The organism is Acinetobacter guillouiae (assembly GCF_002370525.2).
GTDB classification, from domain to species: domain Bacteria; phylum Pseudomonadota; class Gammaproteobacteria; order Pseudomonadales; family Moraxellaceae; genus Acinetobacter; species Acinetobacter guillouiae.
This window is the reverse complement of sequence record NZ_AP014630.1, coordinates 1,824,718-1,848,893: the sequence shown is the minus strand read 5'-3', so window position 1 is coordinate 1,848,893 and position 24,176 is coordinate 1,824,718. Positions and strand designations below refer to the sequence as shown.

22 protein-coding genes are annotated in these 24,176 nt (G+C 36.8%); 8 read left to right on the top strand and 14 right to left on the bottom strand.

Features of this window, described 5'->3' with window-relative positions:
* Nucleotides 1-53 precede the first annotated feature (53 nt).
* Nucleotides 54-1,442, top strand: a complete 1,389-nt coding sequence (gene purB / locus AS4_RS08395) for an adenylosuccinate lyase (RefSeq protein WP_096733853.1) — start codon at nt 54-56, stop codon at nt 1,440-1,442.
* Between the two features lie 103 nt (nt 1,443-1,545).
* Nucleotides 1,546-2,190, top strand: coding sequence for a DUF2238 domain-containing protein (locus tag AS4_RS08390; protein ID WP_096733852.1), 645 nt, complete (start codon nt 1,546-1,548; stop codon nt 2,188-2,190).
* Between the two features lie 68 nt (nt 2,191-2,258).
* On the opposite strand, the gene AS4_RS08385 is transcribed toward AS4_RS08390, so the two are convergent.
* Nucleotides 2,259-2,633 carry a winged helix-turn-helix transcriptional regulator gene (locus AS4_RS08385; RefSeq protein WP_004721299.1) on the bottom strand — a complete coding sequence of 125 codons (375 nt, stop codon included), beginning with the start codon at nt 2,631-2,633 and terminating at the stop codon, nt 2,259-2,261.
* Nucleotides 2,634-2,759: 126 nt separating this feature from the next.
* On the opposite strand from AS4_RS08385, the gene AS4_RS08380 reads away from it, so the two are divergent.
* Complete coding sequence (locus tag AS4_RS08380; protein ID WP_096733851.1) at nt 2,760-3,611, top strand: SDR family oxidoreductase; 852 nt, start codon at nt 2,760-2,762, stop codon at nt 3,609-3,611.
* 60 nt (nt 3,612-3,671) lie between these two features.
* Here AS4_RS08380 and AS4_RS08375 read toward each other — a convergent pair whose 3' ends face one another.
* The 8 genes from AS4_RS08375 to uvrB all read right to left on the bottom strand — a co-directional run bounded on the left by AS4_RS08375 (nt 3,672) and on the right by uvrB (nt 13,287).
* Nucleotides 3,672-4,352, bottom strand: coding sequence for a hypothetical protein (locus AS4_RS08375; RefSeq protein ID WP_096733850.1), 681 nt, complete (start codon nt 4,350-4,352; stop codon nt 3,672-3,674).
* Between the two features lie 12 nt (nt 4,353-4,364).
* Nucleotides 4,365-5,099, bottom strand: coding sequence for an MFS transporter (locus AS4_RS08370; RefSeq protein WP_096733849.1), 735 nt, complete (start codon nt 5,097-5,099; stop codon nt 4,365-4,367).
* Nucleotides 5,100-5,229: 130 nt separating this feature from the next.
* The gene (locus AS4_RS08365; protein WP_096733848.1) at nt 5,230-5,691 is read right to left on the bottom strand and encodes a hypothetical protein; all 462 of its coding nucleotides are present in this window, start codon (nt 5,689-5,691) and stop codon (nt 5,230-5,232) included.
* Nucleotides 5,692-5,839: 148 nt separating this feature from the next.
* A complete protein-coding gene (locus AS4_RS08360; protein ID WP_096733847.1) occupies nt 5,840-7,297 on the bottom strand; it encodes a glyceraldehyde-3-phosphate dehydrogenase in 1,458 nt (485 codons plus the stop codon).
* Between the two features lie 353 nt (nt 7,298-7,650).
* Nucleotides 7,651-9,351, bottom strand: a complete 1,701-nt coding sequence (locus tag AS4_RS08355) for a hypothetical protein (RefSeq protein WP_096733846.1) — start codon at nt 9,349-9,351, stop codon at nt 7,651-7,653.
* 112 nt (nt 9,352-9,463) lie between these two features.
* Entirely contained in the window at nt 9,464-10,393 is a 930-nt protein-coding gene (rarD, locus tag AS4_RS08350) for an EamA family transporter RarD (RefSeq protein WP_034613698.1), read from the bottom strand.
* Between the two features lie 144 nt (nt 10,394-10,537).
* Nucleotides 10,538-11,128 (bottom strand): lipocalin family protein, encoded by a 591-nt coding sequence (locus AS4_RS08345; protein ID WP_034613701.1) that lies wholly within the window; start codon nt 11,126-11,128, stop codon nt 10,538-10,540.
* A gap of 137 nt (nt 11,129-11,265) precedes the next feature.
* Nucleotides 11,266-13,287 carry an excinuclease ABC subunit UvrB gene (uvrB, locus tag AS4_RS08340; RefSeq protein WP_096733845.1) on the bottom strand — a complete coding sequence of 674 codons (2,022 nt, stop codon included), beginning with the start codon at nt 13,285-13,287 and terminating at the stop codon, nt 11,266-11,268.
* A gap of 177 nt (nt 13,288-13,464) precedes the next feature.
* On the opposite strand from uvrB, the gene AS4_RS08335 reads away from it, so the two are divergent.
* The 3 genes from AS4_RS08335 to AS4_RS08325 all read left to right on the top strand — a co-directional run bounded on the left by AS4_RS08335 (nt 13,465) and on the right by AS4_RS08325 (nt 17,424).
* The gene (locus tag AS4_RS08335) at nt 13,465-14,244 is read left to right on the top strand and encodes an A1S_2505 family phage non-structural protein (RefSeq protein WP_096733844.1); all 780 of its coding nucleotides are present in this window, start codon (nt 13,465-13,467) and stop codon (nt 14,242-14,244) included.
* Between the two features lie 137 nt (nt 14,245-14,381).
* Nucleotides 14,382-15,785, top strand: coding sequence for a sensor domain-containing diguanylate cyclase (locus AS4_RS08330; protein WP_227548149.1), 1,404 nt, complete (start codon nt 14,382-14,384; stop codon nt 15,783-15,785).
* A gap of 187 nt (nt 15,786-15,972) precedes the next feature.
* On the top strand, nt 15,973-17,424 hold the full coding sequence (locus AS4_RS08325; protein WP_096733842.1) for a sensor domain-containing diguanylate cyclase: 1,452 nt from the start codon (nt 15,973-15,975) through the stop codon (nt 17,422-17,424).
* A 101-nt stretch (nt 17,425-17,525) separates the two neighbouring features.
* On the opposite strand, the gene AS4_RS08320 is transcribed toward AS4_RS08325, so the two are convergent.
* Nucleotides 17,526-17,705 (bottom strand): hypothetical protein, encoded by a 180-nt coding sequence (locus AS4_RS08320; RefSeq protein ID WP_004721316.1) that lies wholly within the window; start codon nt 17,703-17,705, stop codon nt 17,526-17,528.
* Between the two features lie 221 nt (nt 17,706-17,926).
* On the opposite strand from AS4_RS08320, the gene AS4_RS08315 reads away from it, so the two are divergent.
* Nucleotides 17,927-19,162, top strand: coding sequence for a pyridoxal phosphate-dependent aminotransferase (locus AS4_RS08315; protein WP_004820670.1), 1,236 nt, complete (start codon nt 17,927-17,929; stop codon nt 19,160-19,162).
* Between the two features lie 98 nt (nt 19,163-19,260).
* On the opposite strand, the gene AS4_RS08310 is transcribed toward AS4_RS08315, so the two are convergent.
* Nucleotides 19,261-19,638, bottom strand: a complete 378-nt coding sequence (locus tag AS4_RS08310; RefSeq protein WP_004820668.1) for a hypothetical protein — start codon at nt 19,636-19,638, stop codon at nt 19,261-19,263.
* 229 nt (nt 19,639-19,867) lie between these two features.
* Complete coding sequence (locus AS4_RS08305; RefSeq protein ID WP_096733841.1) at nt 19,868-20,764, bottom strand: AraC family transcriptional regulator; 897 nt, start codon at nt 20,762-20,764, stop codon at nt 19,868-19,870.
* Between the two features lie 201 nt (nt 20,765-20,965).
* Here AS4_RS08305 and AS4_RS08300 point away from each other — a divergent pair, with 201 nt between their 5' ends.
* Nucleotides 20,966-21,661: an alpha/beta hydrolase gene (locus tag AS4_RS08300; RefSeq protein ID WP_034613715.1), complete on the top strand. Its 696-nt coding sequence runs from the start codon at nt 20,966-20,968 to the stop codon at nt 21,659-21,661.
* Between the two features lie 133 nt (nt 21,662-21,794).
* On the opposite strand, the gene AS4_RS08295 is transcribed toward AS4_RS08300, so the two are convergent.
* Both AS4_RS08295 and AS4_RS08290 read right to left on the bottom strand, forming a co-directional pair.
* Complete coding sequence (locus AS4_RS08295; RefSeq protein ID WP_096733840.1) at nt 21,795-23,285, bottom strand: surface lipoprotein assembly modifier; 1,491 nt, start codon at nt 23,283-23,285, stop codon at nt 21,795-21,797.
* A gap of 67 nt (nt 23,286-23,352) precedes the next feature.
* On the bottom strand, nt 23,353-24,114 hold the full coding sequence (locus AS4_RS08290) for a Slam-dependent surface lipoprotein (protein WP_004820661.1): 762 nt from the start codon (nt 24,112-24,114) through the stop codon (nt 23,353-23,355).
* Between the last annotated feature and the right edge of the window lie 62 nt (nt 24,115-24,176).

Here is a 24,176-nt window from a genome sequence, read left to right as displayed (position 1 = left end):
GATACTGTTCGAGTTACGCCATTCGCTCTAATTCCAAAATTTAAGGAATCTTTATGAACGCTTTAACCGCACTTTCTCCACTAGACGGACGCTATGCAAGCAAATGTGATGCATTACGCCCTTACCTCTCTGAGTTTGGTCTAATCCATGCTCGTGTGACTGTTGAAGTGCGTTGGTTACAAGCGCTTGCAAATCGTCCTGAAATCACAGAAGTTCCAGCTTTTTCTGCTGCAACCAATACCGCTTTAGATGCGATTGTTACTCAATTTTCTGAAGATGATGCTAACCGCATTAAAGAGATTGAACGTACCACTAACCATGATGTAAAAGCGGTTGAATATTTCTTAAAAGAAAAAATTGCACATATTGATGAGCTTAAAAATGCAGGCGAATTTATTCACTTTGCTTGTACTTCAGAAGACATCAACAACCTTTCTCACGCTTTGATGTTGAAAAATGGTCGTGAAGTGTTAGTTGTTGCTATGCAACAAATTGTTGATTCTATTGTGGCTTTAGCTGAAACACATGCAGAACAACCAATGCTATCACGCACCCATGGTCAAACTGCGAGCCCAACTACTTTGGGTAAAGAAATGGCCAACGTTGCATATCGTTTAGCGCGTCAAATCAAACAGTTTAAACAAGTTGAATTATTGGGCAAAATTAATGGTGCAGTGGGTAACTACAACGCACACTACTCTGCTTATCCTGAAATCAACTGGCCTGCTCACTCGCAAGCATTTGTTGAATCACTCGGTTTAACTTTCAACCCTTATACAACTCAAATCGAACCACACGATTACATCGCGGAATTGTTCGATGCTTTACGTCGTTTTAACACAATTTTAATCGACTTTAACCGTGACGTTTGGGGTTATATCTCTTTAGGCTTCTTTAAACAACGTTTAAAAGAAGGTGAAGTCGGTTCTTCTACAATGCCTCACAAAGTCAATCCAATTGATTTTGAAAACTCTGAAGGTAACTTGGGCATTGCCAATGCAGTATTAGCCCATTTAGGCGAAAAATTACCAATTTCTCGTTGGCAGCGTGACCTTACAGACTCGACTGTATTGCGTAACATGGGTGTTGGCTTGGCACAAAGTTTAATTGCTTTTGAAGCATGTTCAAAAGGTATTGGTAAACTTGAGCTTAATGCAGCACGTATTCTTGAAGACCTTGATCATGCTCAAGAAGTATTGGCTGAACCAATCCAAACTGTAATGCGCCGCTATGCAGTTGAAAAACCATATGAAAAATTAAAAGCATTGACTCGTGGTCAAGCGATGACACGTGACATGATGGTTGATTTTGTCAATGGCACTGAACTTGAAGCTGTACCTGCTGCTGATCGTGCACGTTTGGCTGAAATGACCCCTGCATCTTACACAGGTAATGCTGCGGATCAAGCCAAACAAATTAAAGATTTGATTGCTAAAATCTAAGCTCTTAATCTTCTAAAAGACCTAAAAAATGCGAAGCCGATGCTTCGCATTTTTTTTGCATTTTGATTACAATGCGCAGTAATAATTTTTAGAAAATACCATAATGATTTATCATACCTTAACAAAAAAACATTGGCTTGTACTTGCTGTTCTTGCAATCGCAATCATTCTTGCCAGTATCAATCCTTTAGAATACCCATCCTACATGCTGCATCAGGTTGGCACCTTGCTCATGCTGATTACCCTGTTTTTCTGTTTAAAGAAAATAGGACTGACATTTTCATCATTTTTATTGTATATCCTCTTCTTGGTGATTCATGTCATTGCCGCACATTATCTTTATTCTTATGTGCCTTATAATGATTGGTCAATCAAATACTTACATTTTGATCTCAATCAAGCAATGGGTTGGACACGTAACATGTTTGACCGCTTTGTACACTTATTCTATGGTTTATTCCTTTACCCATTTTTCTACCGAATTTTCCAAGTTTGGTTACCCAACTTAAAGCCTAAAACCTTATTTTTATTGGTCATTCAATTTGTTATGGCAACCAGTTTATTTTATGAATGGATTGAATGGTGGATTGCTATTGGCCTATCTCCTGAAGAAGCTGAAAACTACAATGGACAACAAGGTGATATATGGGATGCGCATAAAGATATGTTCTTAGCCACCATTGGTGCAATCATGACAGGGCTAGTCTCTTTAAAAGCTACGGCAAAAGAGAATCATCCTCAAGAATAAGGCCTCCCTCCCTTCCAATATACTCACTTAGCGATCAAGTTCTTGGTGAGTATAAAATCAACTGAGTTTTACTTTTGCAATCTCTGTTTATTCTCTAAGATATCGGGCAAACTGCGCTCGATCCAACCAATCAAATAGTTTAATTTTTCAGCCGCTTGTGCACCTAAAATCGTCAATTGATACTCTACTTTGGGTGGTACTTCAGGGTAAACCGTTCTCAATATAAAGCCATCTTGTTCAAGCACTTTTAATGTCTGTGCAAGCATTTTTTCGCTGATTCCCTCAATTCGATTACGCAGTTCGCTAAAACGTTGTACGCCATCATTTAAACAACGTAAAACCAATACAGACCATTTGCTAGTTAAATGCTCCAATATTTCTCTAGATGGACACTGGCTGGATAAAACTTGACCAATTAAATCACTTGAAGCATAGATGCTCATAAATTCTCTCTACACAGTAATTAGCTTACTTTTAGGTACGTACTTACATATAGTAAGTTTAATGATTATGATCATAACATCAAGTTTAAAAAACATCCAATTTAAATCATATTTAAAGGTGAAATTATGAAAATCGCAATTACAGGTGCAACGGGTCAACTTGGACAATTGGTGATCCAAGCCTTACTTCAACATACTGCCGCTGAAAATATTGTAGCGCTGGTTCGAAATATAGATAAAGCACAGTCGCTTAAACAACAAGGGAGTGAACTTCGCCTATTTAACTATGATCAACCTGAAACATTAATACCTGCTTTACACAATGTAGATAAATTACTTTTAATTTCAGCCAATGAAATTGGTCGTCGCACCCCACAACATAAAGCAGTTATAGATGCAGCAGTCGCAGCCAAAGTTGAATACATTGCCTATACCAGCTTACTCAATGCAACAGATAACCCACTCGGTTTAGCACAAGAACATCGTGAAACAGAAGCTCTCATTCTGCAAAGCGGTTTGAAATATACATTTTTACGCAACAATTGGTATAGCGAAAATTATCTTGGCAACGTTAAGCATACTGCGGAAACAGGAACACTTTACGGCAGCGCTCAAAATGGAAAAATCAGTTCAGCTTCTCGTTTAGATTATGCCGAAGCTGCAGCCAAAGTCCTTGCTTTCTCAGGTCATGAAAATAAAACCTATGAGCTTGCAGGTTCAAATCATTTTACCCTTGCAGATTTAGCCTCTTATATCGCTTTGGCATCAGGTAAAACTGTACAGTATCAAGATATCAGCCCAGAAGATTATACTCAGGCACTTATTAAGGCAGGGTTACCTCAAGCACTGGTAGCGGTTATTGTTGACGCAGATGTACAGACTGTAAATGGTGCAATGTATAGTGAAAGTAAAGACTTAGAATATTTGATTGGTCGTAAAACAACGCATATTCAGGATCAGGTTAAAGCTTTATTTTAGGCATTTATAAAGATAAGCATGGGCTTAATACAAAATTTAAGCCCACGCTCTACTGAGTAATTAAGGATGAATATTTTTGATAGGGAAATCGATATTCATCTCTAGATCTGCGAGGGACTGCCTTTCTGTGTTGTACATGGTTGCACGGAACACCGCAATTTTTTTCATCGTCATTGGATCATTAATATTCAGTATTGGCTTAAGTTTATGCTTAACATATAAATGAATCACTTCATCAAATTCTAAATAAACTGGTCCATCAAACATAATCTTGATCGGAACTTGATAACGTCGTTTTAACTTAAATGGCACCGAAAGTTTAATCGGAATATCCACTTTTAAAGGAAATTGAGGCAACAGTTTATTTTGATAAACCAAGTCCGTGGTTGTTTCTAATGGCATTAGCGTTTCAATCTGAATATCAGTCTCATAATCAAGCTCAACCTCAATCGGCGTTGTCACAACAAAACTTAAATTAGCCAAATATTTGCCTTTCAAAGGTAAAGCCAACTCACGGTCAATCGTCAACTCAGTATCTAAAGCGCCTTGTGCATGTGTTTGTAAATAATTCCCCACATGGATTTTTGTCGGTAAAGATTCCGACAATTGAATTTGTGCGCTTTGTGCAGAAACCTGCATTGAGGCATGAATATTCAAATACAACCAAACGCACAGTGCAATGAGCAACACGACGCTGATAAAAGTGAACAACAAATTTCGTATAGATTTAAAGATCCACATTTCCATACCACCCTATTTTAAAGCTTCGGACTGTGGCTGTTGTGGTTCTACTGGCGGATGATCGCGACGTGATAGCCTTAAACTATTGAGCGGAATTTTAAGCTGCCCTTTTTCAATTTTTACCGGTAATGTATTTTGAACATCTACTGTTGCTTGAAGTGCTGATTTAATTGGAACATTGAGGTGGCCTTGAATTGGAATATTGGTTTTTAATGTCGCATCAAGTGGCACATGTAAATTTTCTTTAAGTAAAACCTTTACAGGTGCATCAAACTTTAAATGAATATTTTGGTTGAGTGGCACTTGTAAATTAATCGGCACATCCATATGAATCGGGATGTTCCCTTTTAACGGTAAAGTAATATCTTTGCCTAAAACAGTGACTTTAACCTTGGTATCAATCGGCATATCCTGATTAATTTTGATCACTTCATTCACAGGAATTGTGGTTTGAATCGGGACTTCATTATCAAAATACACATGTGGCGTTAAAGTTTGTGTAATCGGTAAATTTAGCTTTTCATGAATAGGAATTTCAGCTTTCACTTTCCCTTTAACATCCACATCTAATGCATCATGAATTTGTACTTTGGCTTGTAAAGGTTCTTTTAAATCGATACGTACAGCTTGATTTTCAAGTGGTATATAAATATTAAAATGTTTAAATACCCAGATTGCAATCAATACACCACACACTGTAGCAATAAGAATAAAGGCAACTCCTGCCATAACTTGCTTCAACTGCAAAATCCTGTCCTTAATTTTTATCCTTAATTATTTTTTATTTTAAATACTTATGTGAATTAATATGCGTTTTTATGTATAAAAGTCGAAGAATTTTGTTTAATTAATAAACAATTGATATCTAATCTACGGATTATTTCGAAAAATCAGCTAACCAATAGCACTGCACAATTGCTGTATTATTTTTATACTCAACACTCACATCACCTTTTTCATGCTGTTGTTTGAATCTTAGGGTTTTAAATCGCTGCTTTGCTGCTGTAGTACTCAGATCAAAATATAAATATTCATTGTATTGTTGCGCTGGACGACCAAAACTAAACTCTATTTTGCGAATAGGGATTCCAGCATAAGTGACATTTTTTAACTTATAAATGGTTGAGTCATAAACCTGTTTATCCACATATTTCACATCAATCGTATAGTGTTCAAGTGGTGCAATCAGTTCTGTATTTTCATTATGAAAATCATATTGCTGCCGAATTGCACAGTTTTGTTCAAAACGGTCTTTTAATAAAGGACGTAATTCTAAGGATTTGGCATGTGTAGCAAAACAAGTAAATAACATCATGATGGATAAGATTTTTGTTCTCATTTTATTTTCTCTAATTTCTTAATCAAATGTTTTTAGTCAAATTGCCAAGATAAATGGTAATTTTCATTTGAATTTAACCATATATCATCAATTTTGAATATAAAAAAAGGAGCTTCATTTGAAGCTCCTTTTCGACGACTATGACAAATTATGCATTTGTTTCAGCCGGTACTTTCGGATAGCTTACGCCACATACTTGTTCAGCAATACGCAGTACTTGGCAGCTATAACCAACTTCGTTATCGTACCAAACGTAAGCTGTTAAACGGTTACCAGAAGTAATTGTAGCTTGTGCATCAAATACACCCGCTGTACGTGAACCAATAAAGTCAGACGATACAACTTCTGTAGAGTTGGTATAGCCAATTTGACCTTGAAGGTTAGAGTTGATCGAGATTTGACGAATATATTCGTTCACTTCTTCGCGATCTACTTCTTTCTCAAGTGTTAAGTTAAGAATAGCAAGTGAAACGTTTGGTGTTGGAACACGTACTGAATTACCTGTTAATTTACCTTGTAACTGAGGTAATGCTTTTGCAACAGCTTTTGCAGCACCTGTTTCTGTAATGACCATATTCAGAGTTGCAGCACGACCACGGCGATCCGCTTTGTGGTAGTTGTCAATCAAGTTCTGGTCATTTGTAAATGAGTGAACAGTTTCCACATGACCATTAATCACTTTGTATTTGTCTTCTAACACTTTTAAAACTGGTGTGATCGCGTTAGTTGTACAGCTTGCAGCAGAAATGATTTTGTCTGAATCAATGATGTCCGCTTGGTTAACACCAAACACGACATTCTTCATATCACCTTTACCAGGCGCTGTAAGCACAACACGACTTACGCCAGGGCATTTAAGGTGTTGAGATAAACCATCGATATCACGCCATTTACCCGTGTTATCAATCACTAAAGCATTGTCAATACCATAAGCTGTGTAATCAACTTCAGCAGGGCTAGACGCATAGATCACTTTGATAAAGTTACCATTTGCAATGATTGCTTCATTTTGCTCATCAACAGAAATTGTTCCTGCAAATGGACCATGAATTGAGTCACGACGTAACAATGAAGCACGTTTTTCTAAATCGCCATCAGATGATTTACGCACAACGATCGCTTTAAGGCTTAAACCACGGCCAAGACCTGATTGGCTAATGATTAAACGCGCTAAAATGCGGCCAATACGACCAAAACCATAAAGAACAACATCTTTAGGCTCAACTTGCGCAGGACGACCATCTAAAGATTGAACAGCTTGAGCAACAAATGCATCAATATCGCCACCCTTTTCTTTATATTCAACTGCAAGTTTACCTAAATCAACTTCAGCAGAACCGATATTATCTAATTTCGCTAAAGCTTCTAAAATAGGGAATGTATGTACAACAGAAAGCTCAACATCCATCATACGTGTACGACGGTGCGCTTTAAGGATTTGAATTACTGAACGGTTCACTAAAGAACGACCGTACACAGAAGTCACAATGTTTTTTTCACGGTATAATTGACCGATTAATGCAATCATACGTTCCGCGATTTCTTCACGGTTTTTCCAGCGACCTTGGTGCTCTGCATGTAGGGCGATGATAGTGTCTTTGCTCACAGATACGTCCTCTATTTATGTATATCTAGACATGGATTTTTAAACCCCATAATTGTAATGTAATTCTCATTTAGTTGAAATCAAATCGTGATACATTTTTATAATATTTTGTCATACTGGCTATTTTATTTTAAATTATGCCTTGATCTCTAAACAATATTTCAGCCATTTTAGTTTTTTGCATCTATGTAGAATTTTAGTATTGATATTGACTTTACCAGAGGAACTGGAAAAATAAAGTAGATAAGAACAAAGTTAAACCAGACAAAACAAAAATAAAGCTGATATTGTATCGTTAAAAACCCCATTATCGCGCTCAGTCTGAGCTTTCTACTCAGTCCCTAACACGCGCTTTAATCATCATTAATCGACGCATTAAACTCTTCCAAATCAAAATCAGCTAAATTTTCAGGCAGCTTCATTAAATAAGGAAAGCGAATAATGCCATTGTCCCCTGAAGGAAATGCATAATGGCGCTCCAATTCACTCATTGAAGTCAGGCTTTCAAACTCAATAAATACACTATACTTTGCTAAACCTTTAGGAACAGTTAATACCTCTAAATAGGTTTGTTTTTTTATCAACATTGCGGCATGGTTTGCTTGAACAATATCCTTTTCAACTTTCCCGCCTTTGATCATTTTTTTTAACAGTGAGCCTTCTACTTCATGTTGTTCATTCTTTAATTGCTTAACATAGCTGTCTAAAGCCCTATAATCTTTCACTTGCTCTGCGATAATTTCTTGAAGTTTTCTAATCGGTTGTTGAGAGCGTTCATGCATCACTTGCCATTCTCGCGGGCTCATTGGAATAAAAATTTCATCTTTACGCTTTTCCAATAGCTTTAGATAAGCCAGCAAACGATATTCAAACAGTTGTACATGAGAATTAAAAAATAATGCGGGCTGTTCTTTAAAGTCACGATAATGCGATAAAATTTCAGAAAATATTCGATGCACACTCATAAACAAATATTCAAATTCTTCAATATGTGATAAATCGCTTTTAACCGCATTTCTTAACGGCATCAACAAATTGGCCGTGAGCAACTGTTCAATGGTTTTGATATGATTTTGTGCAACCGTATCACTATTTTTCCCCACCATTCCGAGTGGTTCCATTAAAAATGGCAAGAGTTTGTTTTCTGTGAAATCTTCAAATTCTTGCACAATTTCAATCACATCCCTATGAACTTGATGCTGAATTGTGACCATTTTCTGAATCAAAAGGTCAGTGCTATCTCGATATTCACTTTCACTCATTTGATCTGTATCAAGTACCAAACCCGTTACATAGACCTGATTTTTATATTCAATATTTTCTTCAAACAAAAAGCGTCGAATCGAATAAGGATTCTGTTCAAAATTTTCAATTGGTGCAATTAAATAGATAAATTCAGAGGTTTTAACAATATCAAACTTACGAATCCGTTGTTCTCTTAAAATAAAATACTTAAAAAAAGGACGTTTCATTAATTCAGATGATTTGGTCAATAATGGCTTAAACCAATAGCCCAATAATTGTTGCTTAATAAACACTTCAATAATAAAACATTTAATTTGATCAGAAGTTAAGTTACGAATACCTTCTGGCGCTTCAATATTTAATGTGCGGATCAATTTCGCCACATCTTGTAAAAAAACACGACGAATCAGTAATTTTTCTCGTTGTAAATTTAGATGATCATCCACCGAAATCAAATCTATTTGATACAACGCATTTTCTAAATAGTCTGCGATCTGAATACTATCTGTAATATTTTTTAACCAATTGATTGAGTTGCTCAATTTGGTTGCAATGGAACGCATTCGCTCATTTTCAAAGCTATATTTTAAATTTTCTAATGAATTTGTAATTTTAAATTCAAAGCTGTTATTACCTTTGTTCCATCGAATTTCTTTCGGTCTTAAAATTTGACGCTCAATTTCTTCGCGTACTTCGATGTTGGCTTCATCAAAAACATCACACAAAACCTGTTCCCAGTTTAAATCGGTACTAGGCTCTAATTGCAATAAGGTTGCCCTTGTTTGATAGGGAATTATTGTTGTGTTCATAATATATTCAGCGTTTTTCTACTTAAAAACCAAATTAAAACATAGATTAATGAGATAAATTTAACACTTTTAAAAATTATAGTCCAACAATTATCAATTTATTTTCTTTTGATTAACCGATTCTTTCGTCTAATTTCTCGATATTCAAGGCTAAATTTTTCCGCTTATTGTTTTGTTGATAGAGATGCCAAATCCCTTCCAATACCAAAACCCCCACAGCACACCAAATTGGAATATAGGTAAACCATTCATCTGCTGAAATAGATTCACCCAACGCCAAGGATGCTAAGGCCAACAAAACAGGTTCTAAATAACTTAACAATCCAAATAAGACCATTGGCAAATGACGACTCGCTAAAATATAGCTCCCTAAACCAATCGCACTCAGTATTCCAAGCCCTGCAACCACAACGATTAAAACGGGTGCATCAGCAAATTGGCTATATGCGTCTAATCCGGTTTGCGTGAAATAAATTGCGATGGGAATACAAATTAAAATATCCCACCAAAAACCACCTAAATTATCAGTTTTAATGGTTTTTCGAACCAGAAAATAAAGCGAATAGCCCAATGCAACACTGAGGGTTTCCCATGCAATACTGCCCAAACGCCATAATTCGTGCCCTACCCCAAGAACCGCAAAAGCAACGGCAACCATTTGGAATTTTGATAATTTCTCTTTATAAAAAATGCTACCTGCAAGGACGAGAACCAAAGGTAAAAGAAAATATCCAAGCGATACTTGTAAACCCCGCCCATTCATCGGCCCCCAAAGAAAAAGCCAGAGTTGGAAACAGGTCAAGATAGAAGTAATGATCAATAATAGTAATAAAGCAGGTTGTTTGACCATTCGATGATAAATGGTTTTAACATGAACAAAATCACCGCTCAATAACATAAATAAGGTTAGGAATGGTAAAGTGGCAATAATCCGCCAACCAAAGGTTTGTTGACTATCTAGATCGCCCAGCAATTTGGTATAAAAGTATAAAACCCCAAATGTTACAGATGCCAATACAGACAATACGACGCCCTTAAACATCTGTCGCCTCACGGTGATTTTCAAATAAATTCTTAGGCATTATAAACATCTTCACCCAAAATTAATTTGAATATTCAATTATTTTTCCAAACTCAAGATTTGCAAATATTGAAATATTCAAAATATATCGGCTTAAATTTTTGATTATTCTTGCGCGTTCTGCTTGGTTCGAATCAAATCTTTTAAGTTAAAACCGACAGTCTGCGCATAACGAAGAAATTCAGTTACTTTTGCTTCATCTGGATGAGGATCCCTAGACAGTAACCACAAATATTTTCGCTTCGGTTCTCCCACCAATGCCATTTGATAACTTGAATCAATTTTTAATACCCAATAATCACCACGGCCCACGGGCATCCAACGAATCGCTTCTGGAATAAAACTCACTTTAAATTTTGAATTAAACGGCTCATTACTGATAAATGCTTCACCCAATGAACGTAATTCTTGTCCATTTTGATCTACACATCGATTATCAACTGCAACATTGCCATATTCATTCACGGTATATCGTGCAGTCACATCTGACTTACAATCTTTTTGAAAATACATTGGTTTACGGGCGATTTCATACCATAGCCCTAAATATTGACCCAATTCCAATTTTGGAATCGCAGCTAAAGTCGAATTTTCCGCATAGACTTTTGGATAAAAAAAGCTGGAAAAAACCACCCCGAATACGATTATTAATTTTTTAAAGTCATAAGAATTGGGTAATATTTTGAATAATTGCACCTTATACCCTCAGCATTACTTTTTACTATTTATTATAAAATAATCAGAAATTTAAACTTAGACTGTAGCTTTATGTATCCTTGTTCAAACTAAAGCTACAGCAAGTACCAAAGTGTAATCATCCCACAAAGAGATAATTATTTTAACATTCTGGTTTTTAAACGCACAATTTCGTCACGTAATCGCGCAGCTTGTTCAAATTGCAACTCTTTAGATGCTTTTAGCATTTCTTTTTCAAGCTTACTAATGTGCTTCGTAAAGAGTTTTGGATCAGATAAAATGTGACGTTCATCTGCAGTTAACGCCTGATGCTGGACACTTATACCTGCTTCAATTTGATCATCACTGATCACTTCACCAGTATCAATTTCTTTAATTGCTTGACGTACAGCACTGCGCGGAATAATGCCATGCTCTTCATTAAATTGAATTTGTTTGGCCCGACGACGATCAGTTTCATCTATGGCTTTTTGCATCGAATCGGTTATACGGTCAGCATATAGAATCGCCTTACCTTTTAAATGACGAGCAGCACGACCGATGGTTTGGATTAACGACCGTTCAGAACGAAGAAAACCTTCTTTATCTGCATCAAGAATGGCAACCAACGATACTTCTGGCATATCCAGACCTTCACGCAACAAGTTAATCCCGACCAGAACATCATGTACCCCTGTCCGCAGTTCGTGAATAATTTTGACACGCTCAACGGTATCAATATCTGAATGTAAATAAGCCACCTTCACCCCATATTCTTTTAAATATGAAGTTAAGTCCTCGGCCATCCGCTTGGTTAAGGTGGTGACTAAAACACGTTCATCGAGTTCTTTACGGATATTAATTTCTGAAAGCACATCATCCACTTGAGTCAATACAGGACGTATTTCAATTTCTGGATCGACTAATCCAGTTGGACGTACCACCTGCTCTGCGACTTGTTCAGATTTTTCCAGTTCGTATTTCGCAGGTGTTGCACTGACATAAATAGTGGTTGGAACAATACGCTCCCATTCCTCAAATTTCATTGGACGGTTATCCAATGCACTAGGTAAACGGAAACCATAATTGACCAAGTTTTCTTTACGTGAACGGTCACCTTTATACATTGCCCCAATTTGTGGAACAGTTACATGCGATTCATCAATAATCAGTAACGCATCATCAGGGATATAGTCAAATAATGTCGGAGGGGCTTCACCCGCTGGGCGACCAGATAAATGCCGTGAGTAGTTTTCAATACCGTTGGTATAACCCAATTGTTGCATCATTTCTAAATCATAACGAGTCCGTTGTTCGATCCGCTGTGCTTCAAGGAGTTTTTCATGTTCTTTAAAGAACACTAAACGATCAGCCAATTCATCGCGAATCGTTCCAATTGCACGCTGTAAATTGTCTTTTGGTGTTACATAATGGCTTTTTGGGTAGATTGTTATACGAGGTGCTTTACGGACCATTTTCCCGGTAATTGGATCAAACCATCGAATTGAATCGACTTCATCATCAAACAACTCAACCCGAACTGCATGTTGATCCGATTCAGCAGGGAAAATATCGATAATTTCACCACGAATACGATAAGTACCGCGTAAAAATTCCAGCTCATTACGGGTATATTGCATTTCAACAAGTCTGCGAATAATGTCATCACGACTAATTCTGTCCCCTTGCACAATATGCAATAACATACTCATATAAGCATTGGGATCACCCAAACCATAGATTGCAGATACTGAAGCGACAATAATCGCATCACGGCGTTCTAATAATGCACGCGTAGCAGAGAGACGCATCTGGTCAATGTGATCATTGATTGCTGAATCTTTTTCAATAAAAGTATCCGAAGATGGTACATAAGCTTCGGGTTGATAATAGTCATAATAACTAACGAAGTATTCAACTGCATTGTTGGGGAAAAATGCTTTAAATTCACCATATAATTGTGCAGCAAGAGTTTTGTTATGTGCCATGACAATGGTTGGACGCTGCGTTTGAGCAATCACATTTGCCATGGTATAGGTTTTCCCTGAACCCGTTACACCGAGTAGAAGTTGATCGTGAAAACCTTTATTTATGCCTTCGACTAATTTTGCTATTGCCTGTGGTTGATCCCCAGCAGGTTGATAATTTGTAACAAGTTCAAAAGGTTGATGTTCACTCACAATAATTCACTCTTTAACCAATCGGGAAGAAGCCACAGTAGTTTAACAGAAACCAATTAAACCCATACATTGACACCTATTCTAGATGGGGCTTTTTACACAATATTCAACAAATACCTTGACCCTTTTTTATTTCAATAGCAACATGGAAACAAGCCAATTAAAAGATTGAAAAACATGACATATCACTATCATGATGAAAGCATAATCAAAACTTTGCCAGAAGATACTGTGTTTGTTTTTGGTAGTAATATGGCGGGTACTCATCAAGGCGGTGCGGCAAAAACAGCACATTTACATTTTGGTGCAACCAAAGGTGTTGGACGTGGCTGGGCAGGACAAAGTTTTGCTATACCGACCATGAATGAACATTTACAACAAATGCCCCTTTCACAAATTCAACACTATATTGATGATTTTAAAATCTATACAAAAAATCACCCGAAGATGAAATATTTCATTACTTCAGTGGGTTGTGGCGTTGCAGGCTATAAAGTCGAAGAAATCGCACCGATGTTTAAAGGGATTTCACGCAATGTAATCTTCCCTGCTTCATTCCGCCCATTTGTAGAAAAAACCTTACCTAAGCTCACGCAAAAATTACTGCATAGTTTTTTAACCGATGACGTCATTTTTAGTTCAGATGTAGAGCAAAAGATTCAAAGCTTAGATTTAACTGAAGCTGAAAAAAGCCTTGCTACGATTATTCTCAATACGCCAATGTATCCAAATGATAGTAATGGTCGAGATCGTATTTTTGAAATACAAGATATCCTGCACAATTTAAATGGAAAAATATTTGAATTTCAGTCTAATTCAGAAGGTTCAATGATTTTTGGAGGTGCTATTTTAGCGCTTTTAGAACTTTATAATTTAAATGAAACAGACTTTATTGCAGTATGGACTGGTCAGCGTACCATTGCTGCACCAAAAGCAGAACATCGGGCTAAAAAGTAAAATGCTTTGATTATTTTTAATTGAACAACTCGGTTTCATGCCTTGCCTACTCAATCTTAGAAAACAACGCAAGGCATTGATAAAATGTCATTAATCCCTAAATAAATAAAAGAGATATTGGAAAATATATGGAGCAAATGGATTTAACGATATTTAATTTGTCTCCAATTGCCATGTGGCTACAAGATTTTAGTGGTATAAAAAAAATATTTGATGAATGGACTGCGCAAGGTATTTCCGATATTAAGCAACATCTATTGGAAGATACTAGCCGTTTAAAACCCTGTTTGGCGGCGATTCGTACCATTCATATCAATAAAAGCACTCTGGTTTTATATGAAGCTGATGATTTAGCAGAGATTTTAGAAAAATTTCCAGAAATGCATACCGAAAATACTGAACTCTTACATATCCAATTTTTTTCAGCACTTTGGAATAAAGATCAGGACTGTTCGATTCAAGTGGTCAACCTTAGCTGCAAAGGCAAAAAAATTGATATCCAACTTAGAGCCAATATTTTAGCGGATGCGAAACAAAGCTGGGATCGAGTTTTATTAACCACAGAAGATATCTCTCAATGTCAAAATGCACGTCGGATTGCAGAATCCCTATTTTTGCATTCACCCACTGCGCTATGGGTCAAAGACTACAGCAAAATAAAATTATTATTCAATCAATTAGTAGCGAATAATGTCACGGACTTAGATCAATATATTCAGCAAAATCCAGATTTTCTATTTCTTTGTTTTGAAAGCATCCGATCAGTGGGTGTAAATCAAGCTTTACTGGACTTATTTAATGCCGACAATGAACAACATTTTTATCAGCATTTAAATCATATTTTTAGAGAGAATTATCAACAAAATTTTCATAAACAATTATTACACTTATGGAATGATCATCATCAACTTAAACGAGAATGTGAATATCAGTCAATCAATGGAGATTTGCTGCATGTACTCGAACAGTTTGTTATTTTTCCAGATTCAAAACATAACTGGGATACCGTACAAATTGCCTTTACCGATTTAACGGAACGAAAAAAATTAGAAGATCACCTGCAACATGCCAGTAAACATGATCAATTAACACAGTTATATAATCGAACCTTTTTTATTGCTGAAATTCAACGCTTACAATCTCAAAAATTTAATTCGCTGTCATGTATGTATTTAGACATCAATGGTTTAAAAAGAGTGAATGATTTACAGGGACACCATGTTGGCGACTTACTGATTCAACGTTTTGCGCATCTGTTAAAAAAATCCACCATCAAAACACCTTATTCTGTTTCACGCATTGGGGGTGATGAATTTGTGATTCTTATGCCTGAATCAAATCACCTGCATATAGAAACATTACTGAAGATCATTCAACAAGAATTAGAGATAGATCGAGTGAACAATCCTCAACATCCAATTCATGTGGCGATTGGTTATGCGACAACAAGCCATTATAAAAATATTGATGATTTATTAAAAAAAGCAGATCAAATTATGTATCAAGATAAGCAAGCATATTATTTATTAAATACGGATTAATGCCTTTTAAGAATTAAAGAAATTAATTAAAAATAAACAACATCAATGTAAATCCAATGAAAGGATAACCAGCGATCATAAAATACAATAAGTAATAAATAACTTGGATTTTATTATTTTATATCGCTCTTTTTTAGGATATATTTCAAACATTCTAGATCACCGCTCAACACACGAGAATCTTATAATGGAATTTTCTGATTCTTCTATTTTTGATATATCACCTACCCCGATGTGGATAGAGGACTATAGCGAAGTAAGAGAACAATTTAATCAATGGAAAAGCCAAGGAATCACAAATCTTCAAAGCTTTTTAGAAGAAAATCCAGATCAGATTACGGCTTGCGCACATAAAATTAAGATTCTTCATGTCAATAAAAAAACCTTAGATTTATTTGAAGCCAGAAATCAGCAACACCTGTATCAGAATTTAAATATTATTTTTCAGAAAGAAATGCTGCATTCACATATCAAAGAACTGGTTGCGCTTTGGAATGGAGAAGCTGAATTTTCAAATACCACCGTCAATTACACGATCTCAGGCAAAAAATTAGATATCAAATTACGCGGTATCATCATGCCGGGTTCAGAAGTCAGTTTAGACCGAGTATTAATCACCACTGAAGATATTACTGACTATCAAAATGCGCGCCGTTTAGAAGAAAAAAATCGCCAACTGGCAGAATCTCGCTTTATTTACTCGCCTACCTCGTTGTGGGTTGAAGATTTTAGTCGTGTAAGACTCCGCATAGACCAACTCCGTGAAATTGGTATCGAAGATTTTCGCACCTTCTTAGATGTACATACCGACTTTGTAAACCAGTGTATCGAAGACATCATCTTATTGGATGTCAATCAAGCAACCCTTGATTTATTTAAAGCCAAAGACAAAGAAACCCTGTTTAAAAACTTAAACAAAGTATTTGCAAAAGAGATGTATCAGACTTTCCGTGAGCAACTGATTGAACTCTGGAATGGTAAAATTCATCATCAACGTGAAGCTGTAAATTATGCATTGGATGGTTCAGTACGAAATGTATTGCTTCAATTTACTGTTTTCCCAGGTTATGAACATGACTGGAGTCTAGTGCAAGTTGCATTGACTGATATTACTGCACGGAAAAAAGCAGAAACGTATTTGGAATATCTGGGGAAACATGATGTTCTGACTAAATTATTCAATCGTTCGTTCTATACCGAAGAAATTAATCGTTTAGAGCGTGGTGTACTGCGTCCGACTTCAGCTATTTTTATTGATATGAACGGTTTAAAAGCCATCAATGATCAGTTGGGTCATGATGTTGGTGATGAATTATTGCGACGAATGGGCAACATTCTGACTCGCACCATTGCCAATACAAGTTATACCGCTTCTCGTATTGGTGGAGATGAGTTTGTGATTCTTATGCCTGCGGCAAATGAACAGACCGTCGAATCGATGATTATGACCATTGAAGAATTACTCAATATCGACAATCAATATTATTCGTCACAGCCTATTAGTATTGCCATTGGTTATGCAACAACATCTACAAATGAAAGTATAGACAATATGTTGAAACGTGCAGATTTATTGATGTATCAAAAGAAAAAAAAATATTATGAATATGTCACGGAAATGTTAAATGGTAGTGCTTAATAATCTATAAGGATAAATGTTATAGCCTTAATAAAAATCTTCTTTTTTATTTTTATTATAAAAATAGGTGCATCAAGCACCTATTTTTATATCTCAAACACTTAGCGTTTTCCCATCGAACGGCGTGTACCACGAGGTGGCATCCAAGTACGATCTGCATATTGCTCAGGTTTAGGACGGACGTTGTTGTGGGCAACATCATCATCATTTTCTAAAGATGATGGCATTGGAAATGGTAAATTCACCAATGGCTTCTTTTTGGGAGTATTTTGGGTGCTCATGTGATTCACTCAATTTTAACTGGCTATATTGTACGTAAATTTCAGCTTTGATGCGAGTGCTCTTAAACTTTCGCTTTTATTTGTATTCTCTTGATACATTAATTTCTGCTTTTGATGAATATTTATTGAATTTGCATAGATATTAGACGACCAAACATGAAAAATTAGGCTATGATAATGTGCTTTTTATTTTTTTAATCCCTATAAGAAGGAATAATGCCGTGGACGTACGTCTCTCTGATCGTGTAAATGCCATCAAACCGTCTCCAACGCTTGCTGTTACCAACAAAGCTGCTGAATTAAAAGCTGCGGGTAAAAATGTAATCGGATTGGGCGCTGGCGAACCAGATTTTGACACCCCACAACACATCAAAGATGCTGCTATTACAGCGATTAACAACGGTTTTACCAAATATACCGCTGTTGATGGTACACCAGGCCTTAAAAAAGCAATTATTGCGAAACTAAAACGTGATAACAATCTTGACTATGCTGCAAATCAGATTTTAGTGTCTTGTGGTGGTAAACAGTCTTTCTTTAACTTAGCACTTGCTTTGTTAAACAAAGGTGATGAAGTCATTATTCCAGCACCATATTGGGTAAGCTATCCAGATATGGTGATCATTGCTGAAGGTGTTCCTGTCATCGTGAAATGTGGTGAAGAACAACGTTTCAAGATTACACCTGCTCAACTAGAAGCTGCGATTACAGACAAAACACGTTTGGTGGTTTTAAATAGCCCTTCAAACCCAACAGGCATGATCTACAGCAAAGCTGAGCTTGAAGCTTTAGCAGAAGTGCTCCGTAAATATCCTCAAGTTTATGTTGCTTCTGATGATATGTATGAGCCGATCCGTTGGGATGATGAGTTCTACAATATTGCGACTGTAGCGCCTGATCTTTATGAGCGTGTTATCGTGCTTAACGGTGTATCTAAAGCATATGCAATGACTGGATGGCGTATCGGCTATGCAGCAGGACCTGCAAAATTGATTGGCGCAATGAAAAAAATCCAATCACAATCAACTTCAAACCCAACTTCGATTTCACAAGTTGCTGCTGAAGCTGCATTGAATGGTCCTCAGGATGTACTTCAACCGATGATTGAAGCATTCAAACGTCGTCATGATTTAGTTGTGAATGGTTTGAATGAAATTCAAGGGATTAGCTGCTTACCTGCTGATGGCGCATTCTATGCTTATGCCAACATTCGTCCTTTGATTCGTGCAAAAGGTTTAAAATCTTGCACAGAATTCTCAGAATGGTTGTTGGAAGAAACTGGTGTTGCTGTTGTTCCTGGTGATGCTTTTGGTTTAGGCGGCTATATGCGTATTTCTTATGCAACTGCTGATGAAGTACTTGTTGATGCACTTGCTCGTATTAAAAAAGCTGCAGATTCTATTGACGGTATTGATGCAGCAATTGCTTCAATCGCAGCTGAAAAAGCAGCACAATAATACTAGTTGGTTTAAATAAAAAATGGGTGTATTGATTACACCCATTTTTTTATCTTTGTTGATCTTACTTATCAACAAGCTTCTATATTTTTTGTAAATCAATCTTTGAGGAGCAAGCCCGTGGTATTGTCTCCATCATTTCCAGTACCGTAATGATCTATACGTACAGTATCAACTTGCACAGTAGATGTGTTCGCCGCATAGTACTTTTCATGATCGACTAATAATAACCCTGTGGTATTGTCTCCATCATTGCCTGTGCCATAATGTTCAATTCGCGGCTCCTTATTTTGATCAAGCTTTGAATAAGGCACCAGTTTTATTGGCTCTTTCAATAAAAGACCTGACGTATTATCTCCATCACTACCTGTACCAAAGTGATCAATGCGTATTTCTTGCGTATTTTGATGTGATGCAAAACTTAAACTTGAAACACTACAAAGACCAATAACAGCTAATCTGATTAAAGTTTTCATGTCATTCTTCCCATTGAGATATCATTTCATTCTAGAGGCCGAAACTATACAATTCACGGTCTTGGGAATTACATTTATGACATTAACCAATCTAAGCAAGTCTTTAATAAAAATCTGAAATCTAGCCTAAATCTTCAAGTTTTATTGCTGTTCCAGATCAGTTTGGCTGAGTACGATTCAGTGTTAAAGCAAGTTTCAAAGCATAAAAACTAAATTTGATCATTTGTATTTATTGATCACTTTGTATCAATGACGCTCTAAATACTTTTGGTGCGCATCCATATGTTTGTGTAAAAGCACGAGTGAATGCTGCTTGTGAGCTATACCCTACTAATTCAGCAATTTGAAAGATATTTTTGTCTGTCTCTTTTAGAAACTGACCTGCCAGTCTCATCCGCCAATTTTTTAAATATTGAATTGGTGAAACTCCCACCAGTTCTACAAATTTTTTAGCAAAACTTGAACGTGATTGATGGGTAGATTGAGCCAAATTTTCTACATCCCATGCATAAGCAGGACGATCATGCATCAAAGATAATGCTTTACTAATCGCAGGATCACGTAAAGCGACAATCCAGCTTTTATGTTCAATGGTTGCCTTTGCCAACCAAAACCGTATTGACCACACCAATAGAAGATCAATGATACGTGAAAGCATCACTTGGCTACCAAGGCTAGGATGTTCAAGCTCAAGCTTTATCGCAGCAACAGTCATTGGCACCCATTCTGCAATTTTATCCGTATCATTGTGCGATGGGACATGGATATAGCGAGGCAACCCCTCGATTATAGCTTCACCATAAATTCCACTAAGTTTAAAAATACAGCTAATCACAGCGGCTGCTTGATTTTCAGCATCCAACAATTCAATCGTGTGTTCTCCAGCTGAAGGTAGAACAATAATATCCCCTGCTTTTAAAACCAGATCTAGATTAGTGCATGCAACTTTAAGTCTGCATGTCGCCTGCTGAACGATATGGATATATGCATAATCCTGTTTAAAACTTAACTGTTGTTGATCTGTAAATCGCGCAAGGCTATAGATCTCACCTGATATTTTTGCAAACTGATAAATATCAAAGAATATATCCGTTAAAGCACTTTTTTCAGCATATTCATCTCTCATTTTTTGTCACAATTCCTAAAAAGTGTTTCTGCAAAAACATTGGTGTTTCTGTTATTGTTAAAGTGAATTTAAACATGAATAATCGCTTATAGAAGCTTTTTTGAGTATAAAAATTACATCCTATATCTATCCAATCTTTATACAGAAAGTCTTCAATCATTTAGCTCAACAAATACAATAGCATTTAGCTAGGAGACACACATGAGTAATAAACCGACAATTATATTCGTACACGGATTTTGGGGAGGCGCTGCTCATTGGAGTAAAGTCGTAACTGAGCTGTCTCACCGAGGTTATGAATCATTACGTGCAGTAGAACTCCCGCTTAGCTCACTGGCTGAAGATGTTGAACGAACAAGAAAAATGATTGCGCAAGTTAAAGGAGATGTGCTTCTGGTTGGTCACTCATATGGTGGCGCTGTAATTACTGAAGTTGGCAATCAAACGAATGTCGTAGGTCTGGTTTATATTGCTGCTTTTGCACCTGACTCAAACGAAAGCCCTGGTGGCATTACTCAACAACATTTACCTGAAGCTGCACCAAACTTAGAACCAGACAGTGATGGTTATCTCTGGCTTAAAGCAGATAAATTCCATGAAAGTTTCTGTCAGGATTTAACCAAAGATGAAGGGTTTGCAATGGGTGTCACCCAAAAAGCGCCAGTAGCAAGCACTTTTGGCGATACGATTTCCACGCCAGCATGGAAAACGAAACCATCTTGGTATCAAATCTCGACTCAAGACCGAATGATCCACCCTGAAAATCAAAAAGTCATGTCTGCACGCTTAAATGCAAAAAAAGTGATTTCGCTAGATGCAAGTCATGCTTCTTTGGCATCACATCCAAAAGAAATTTCAGACTTGATTGAGGAAGCTGTCAGCTTTCTTGCTCAATAAATGATGAATGAATAGAGGAAATCAACAGATTTCCTCTATATCTTAGACCCATTTAAAACTAAGATTTATTGAAATTCAATTTGGCTATATAAATGCCTAAATTAGAATTCAGTAATAAAACCTCTACAACACTTTAAAACCGATGCTCCAGCTTTAAACTAACATTATGTTTATCATAAGAATATAGCCACTCTACATTGCTGTTATTTTGATTATATTGATAAGTGAGATTAGGTGTTAAACCATAAAAAGCCCAACGAGGTGCACTTAAAATCAAAGTATAATTTTGTTCAAAATCATGTCGTCTAGCCTCCAATACCGGAGTAAATTTATCAAATTGACGCCAACGGAAAGAACTAAACAAATTTGCGTTAAAACCTGAGTCAAAGTTTTTGGAAAGGCCTAAACGTATGCCCTGTTGCTGATAAGCCGTAAAATATTGTTCTTGGGTATTATGGTCGACAAAATCCAGTCCGCCAAATAGGGTCCAGTTTCTCGGTAAAATTTTCCAAAAGGTTGAATAGACTGAATATTCCAAGCCATCTTGGCCTTTATACTGGGAATAATTTATATCTTTCAATTCGGCTTCTAACTTGACGGCTTTGTCGTTAGAGATAAAACGCATCCACTCGCCCCTTAGCCCATAGGCACTATAGAGTGGGTCGTGAGCATAGTATTTATGTTCAAATACGGGTGCAATCAAGACTTGATTACGTTCGTTGTAATAACTATAACCCGCATTTAAATTAAAAGTTAATTCATTATAATCAGTCTGCTCTGGATAAACTTGACCATAGAATAATCCACGCAATGCAATGCCATGTTGTCCAGAAAGCGACCATCGTTTAGTTAAGGTGGCTTCATAATCCAAACCTTGCGCACTGATCGCGTCAGGTGTGCCACGCTTTACTTGTTCAATAGGAACGACCTTCTTAGTCTCAGGGTCAATGCCATAATACGTAATGATGTCGTATTTATCGGAAGCATTATTAACATTACTGGCATAACGTGAACCAAACGCCAATGAACCATGCCATTCATCTCGTTGTTTAAGCCCTTTGAGATACATCTCTACGGTTTGACCAATACCGTGGGCAGCGGGATCTGTAGACAGAGCAAGTTGAGATTGAATCTGCTGAAATAACTGTTGACCTTGCTGATTTTTTTGTTGTTCGGTATAGACACGAGCCAGCTCAAGTTGGGTCATTAAATTATTGGATTGAATCTCTTGGCTATGTTTAAGTTTACTCTCAGCTAAACTTAAGTTCCCCTGTGTTCGTGCCATAACGCCCTCAGCGAACTCAGTCAAAGCCTGATCATAATTTGGAAATTTTTTATATTTTTCAAGATAACTTAAAGCCACTTGCCATTGTTTTTGCATCACTGCCAAGTAAAGTGCATATGCGACTTCTGCGGGTTCATCCTTAACCACATATTCTTGACCTTGTATGATCAGATTCGGTAATGCTTGTGTGTTCTTAGGGTCTTCTGATTTAAGTAGTTTCTTATCATTTTGATATTGCTGTTGGCTAATTTCCTGATTTAACCTGATACTGGTATCATCCGCTGCATAAACACATTGTCCACACTGCAATACGGCACCAAGCAATACTATTTTTTTCATCTATAAACTCACCAGATAGAATAAAAAAAGAAAGACTTACCGAAGTAAGCCTTTCTCATTTAAATCATTATTTTTTTCCACCAAAAGCAACGTCATGCACATTATTGTTAAATGTTGCAATTCCAGCTAAGCTGCTTTGGCTATTATAGAATTGACCTGAAACTGTCCCTGCACCAGCTGACGGATTAGTCGTCCAAGATGCATTTGAACCACTAATCGTTGCGTCGTTATTAATTGTTGCAGTACCCAAATTAAAGGTACGTGAACTATCGCTCAATGAACCCGTTAACTGTTTGGTTGCAAAGTTAGCGGTAAAAGTACCTGACAATAAATTAGAGCCATTATAATTATTGACACCTTGAACACTATAATTTGCAGTACCTGTAGACGGTACGCTGGTATCCGCATCTTTACCATTGTAATAAACAGTGTGTGTTGCTGGATCAACCGTACCTAAACGCTTACCGCTGGCATCTTTGGCTTCGGCATTCCACTCACCAAACCAAACGTCTTGTGTAGGCACTTGTTTATAGTTAGCATAACCAATCCCAGCATGAGACGCTGGAAGCCCAGGTAAGTACGGGCTTAGACGTACAACGCCATTGCCATCTGCATAGCCGTTAAAACCTGAGAATGCAACAATTGCACCGTTATAAAGAGTGTTAACACCAAAACCAACACCTGAGTTTGGATGAGTCGGTCCAAGTGAACCTGTAGAACCAACTACAATATTACCAATATCACTTGATTCACCTACAACAGCTGCTTGTGCAACACCCACTAAACCAACAGATAGTAAAATAGCCAATGAGATAGATTGAAGTTTCATTTTAAGTTCCTCGATATGAGTTTTAAAGTTTTATCATTAAGAATAAAAATAAAAGTCTTAAT

Bases quoted from the DNA above. Each gene is read 5' to 3' on its own strand.
- purB (WP_096733853.1), top strand. From the start codon at position 54: ATGAACGCTTTAACCGCACTTTCTCCACTAGACGGACGCTATGCAAGC.
- AS4_RS08390 (WP_096733852.1), top strand. From the start codon at position 1,546: ATGATTTATCATACCTTAACAAAAAAACATTGGCTTGTACTTGCTGTT.
- AS4_RS08385 (WP_004721299.1), bottom strand. From the start codon at position 2,633: ATGAGCATCTATGCTTCAAGTGATTTAATTGGTCAAGTTTTATCCAGC.
- AS4_RS08380 (WP_096733851.1), top strand. From the start codon at position 2,760: ATGAAAATCGCAATTACAGGTGCAACGGGTCAACTTGGACAATTGGTG.
- AS4_RS08375 (WP_096733850.1), bottom strand. From the start codon at position 4,352: ATGTGGATCTTTAAATCTATACGAAATTTGTTGTTCACTTTTATCAGC.
- AS4_RS08365 (WP_096733848.1), bottom strand. From the start codon at position 5,691: ATGAGAACAAAAATCTTATCCATCATGATGTTATTTACTTGTTTTGCT.
- AS4_RS08355 (WP_096733846.1), bottom strand. From the start codon at position 9,351: ATGAACACAACAATAATTCCCTATCAAACAAGGGCAACCTTATTGCAA.
- rarD (WP_034613698.1), bottom strand. From the start codon at position 10,393: ATGTTTAAGGGCGTCGTATTGTCTGTATTGGCATCTGTAACATTTGGG.
- AS4_RS08335 (WP_096733844.1), top strand. From the start codon at position 13,465: ATGACATATCACTATCATGATGAAAGCATAATCAAAACTTTGCCAGAA.
- AS4_RS08330 (WP_227548149.1), top strand. From the start codon at position 14,382: ATGGATTTAACGATATTTAATTTGTCTCCAATTGCCATGTGGCTACAA.
- AS4_RS08325 (WP_096733842.1), top strand. From the start codon at position 15,973: ATGGAATTTTCTGATTCTTCTATTTTTGATATATCACCTACCCCGATG.
- AS4_RS08320 (WP_004721316.1), bottom strand. From the start codon at position 17,705: ATGAGCACCCAAAATACTCCCAAAAAGAAGCCATTGGTGAATTTACCA.
- AS4_RS08310 (WP_004820668.1), bottom strand. From the start codon at position 19,638: ATGAAAACTTTAATCAGATTAGCTGTTATTGGTCTTTGTAGTGTTTCA.
- AS4_RS08305 (WP_096733841.1), bottom strand. From the start codon at position 20,764: ATGAGAGATGAATATGCTGAAAAAAGTGCTTTAACGGATATATTCTTT.
- AS4_RS08300 (WP_034613715.1), top strand. From the start codon at position 20,966: ATGAGTAATAAACCGACAATTATATTCGTACACGGATTTTGGGGAGGC.
- AS4_RS08295 (WP_096733840.1), bottom strand. From the start codon at position 23,285: ATGAAAAAAATAGTATTGCTTGGTGCCGTATTGCAGTGTGGACAATGT.
- AS4_RS08290 (WP_004820661.1), bottom strand. From the start codon at position 24,114: ATGAAACTTCAATCTATCTCATTGGCTATTTTACTATCTGTTGGTTTA.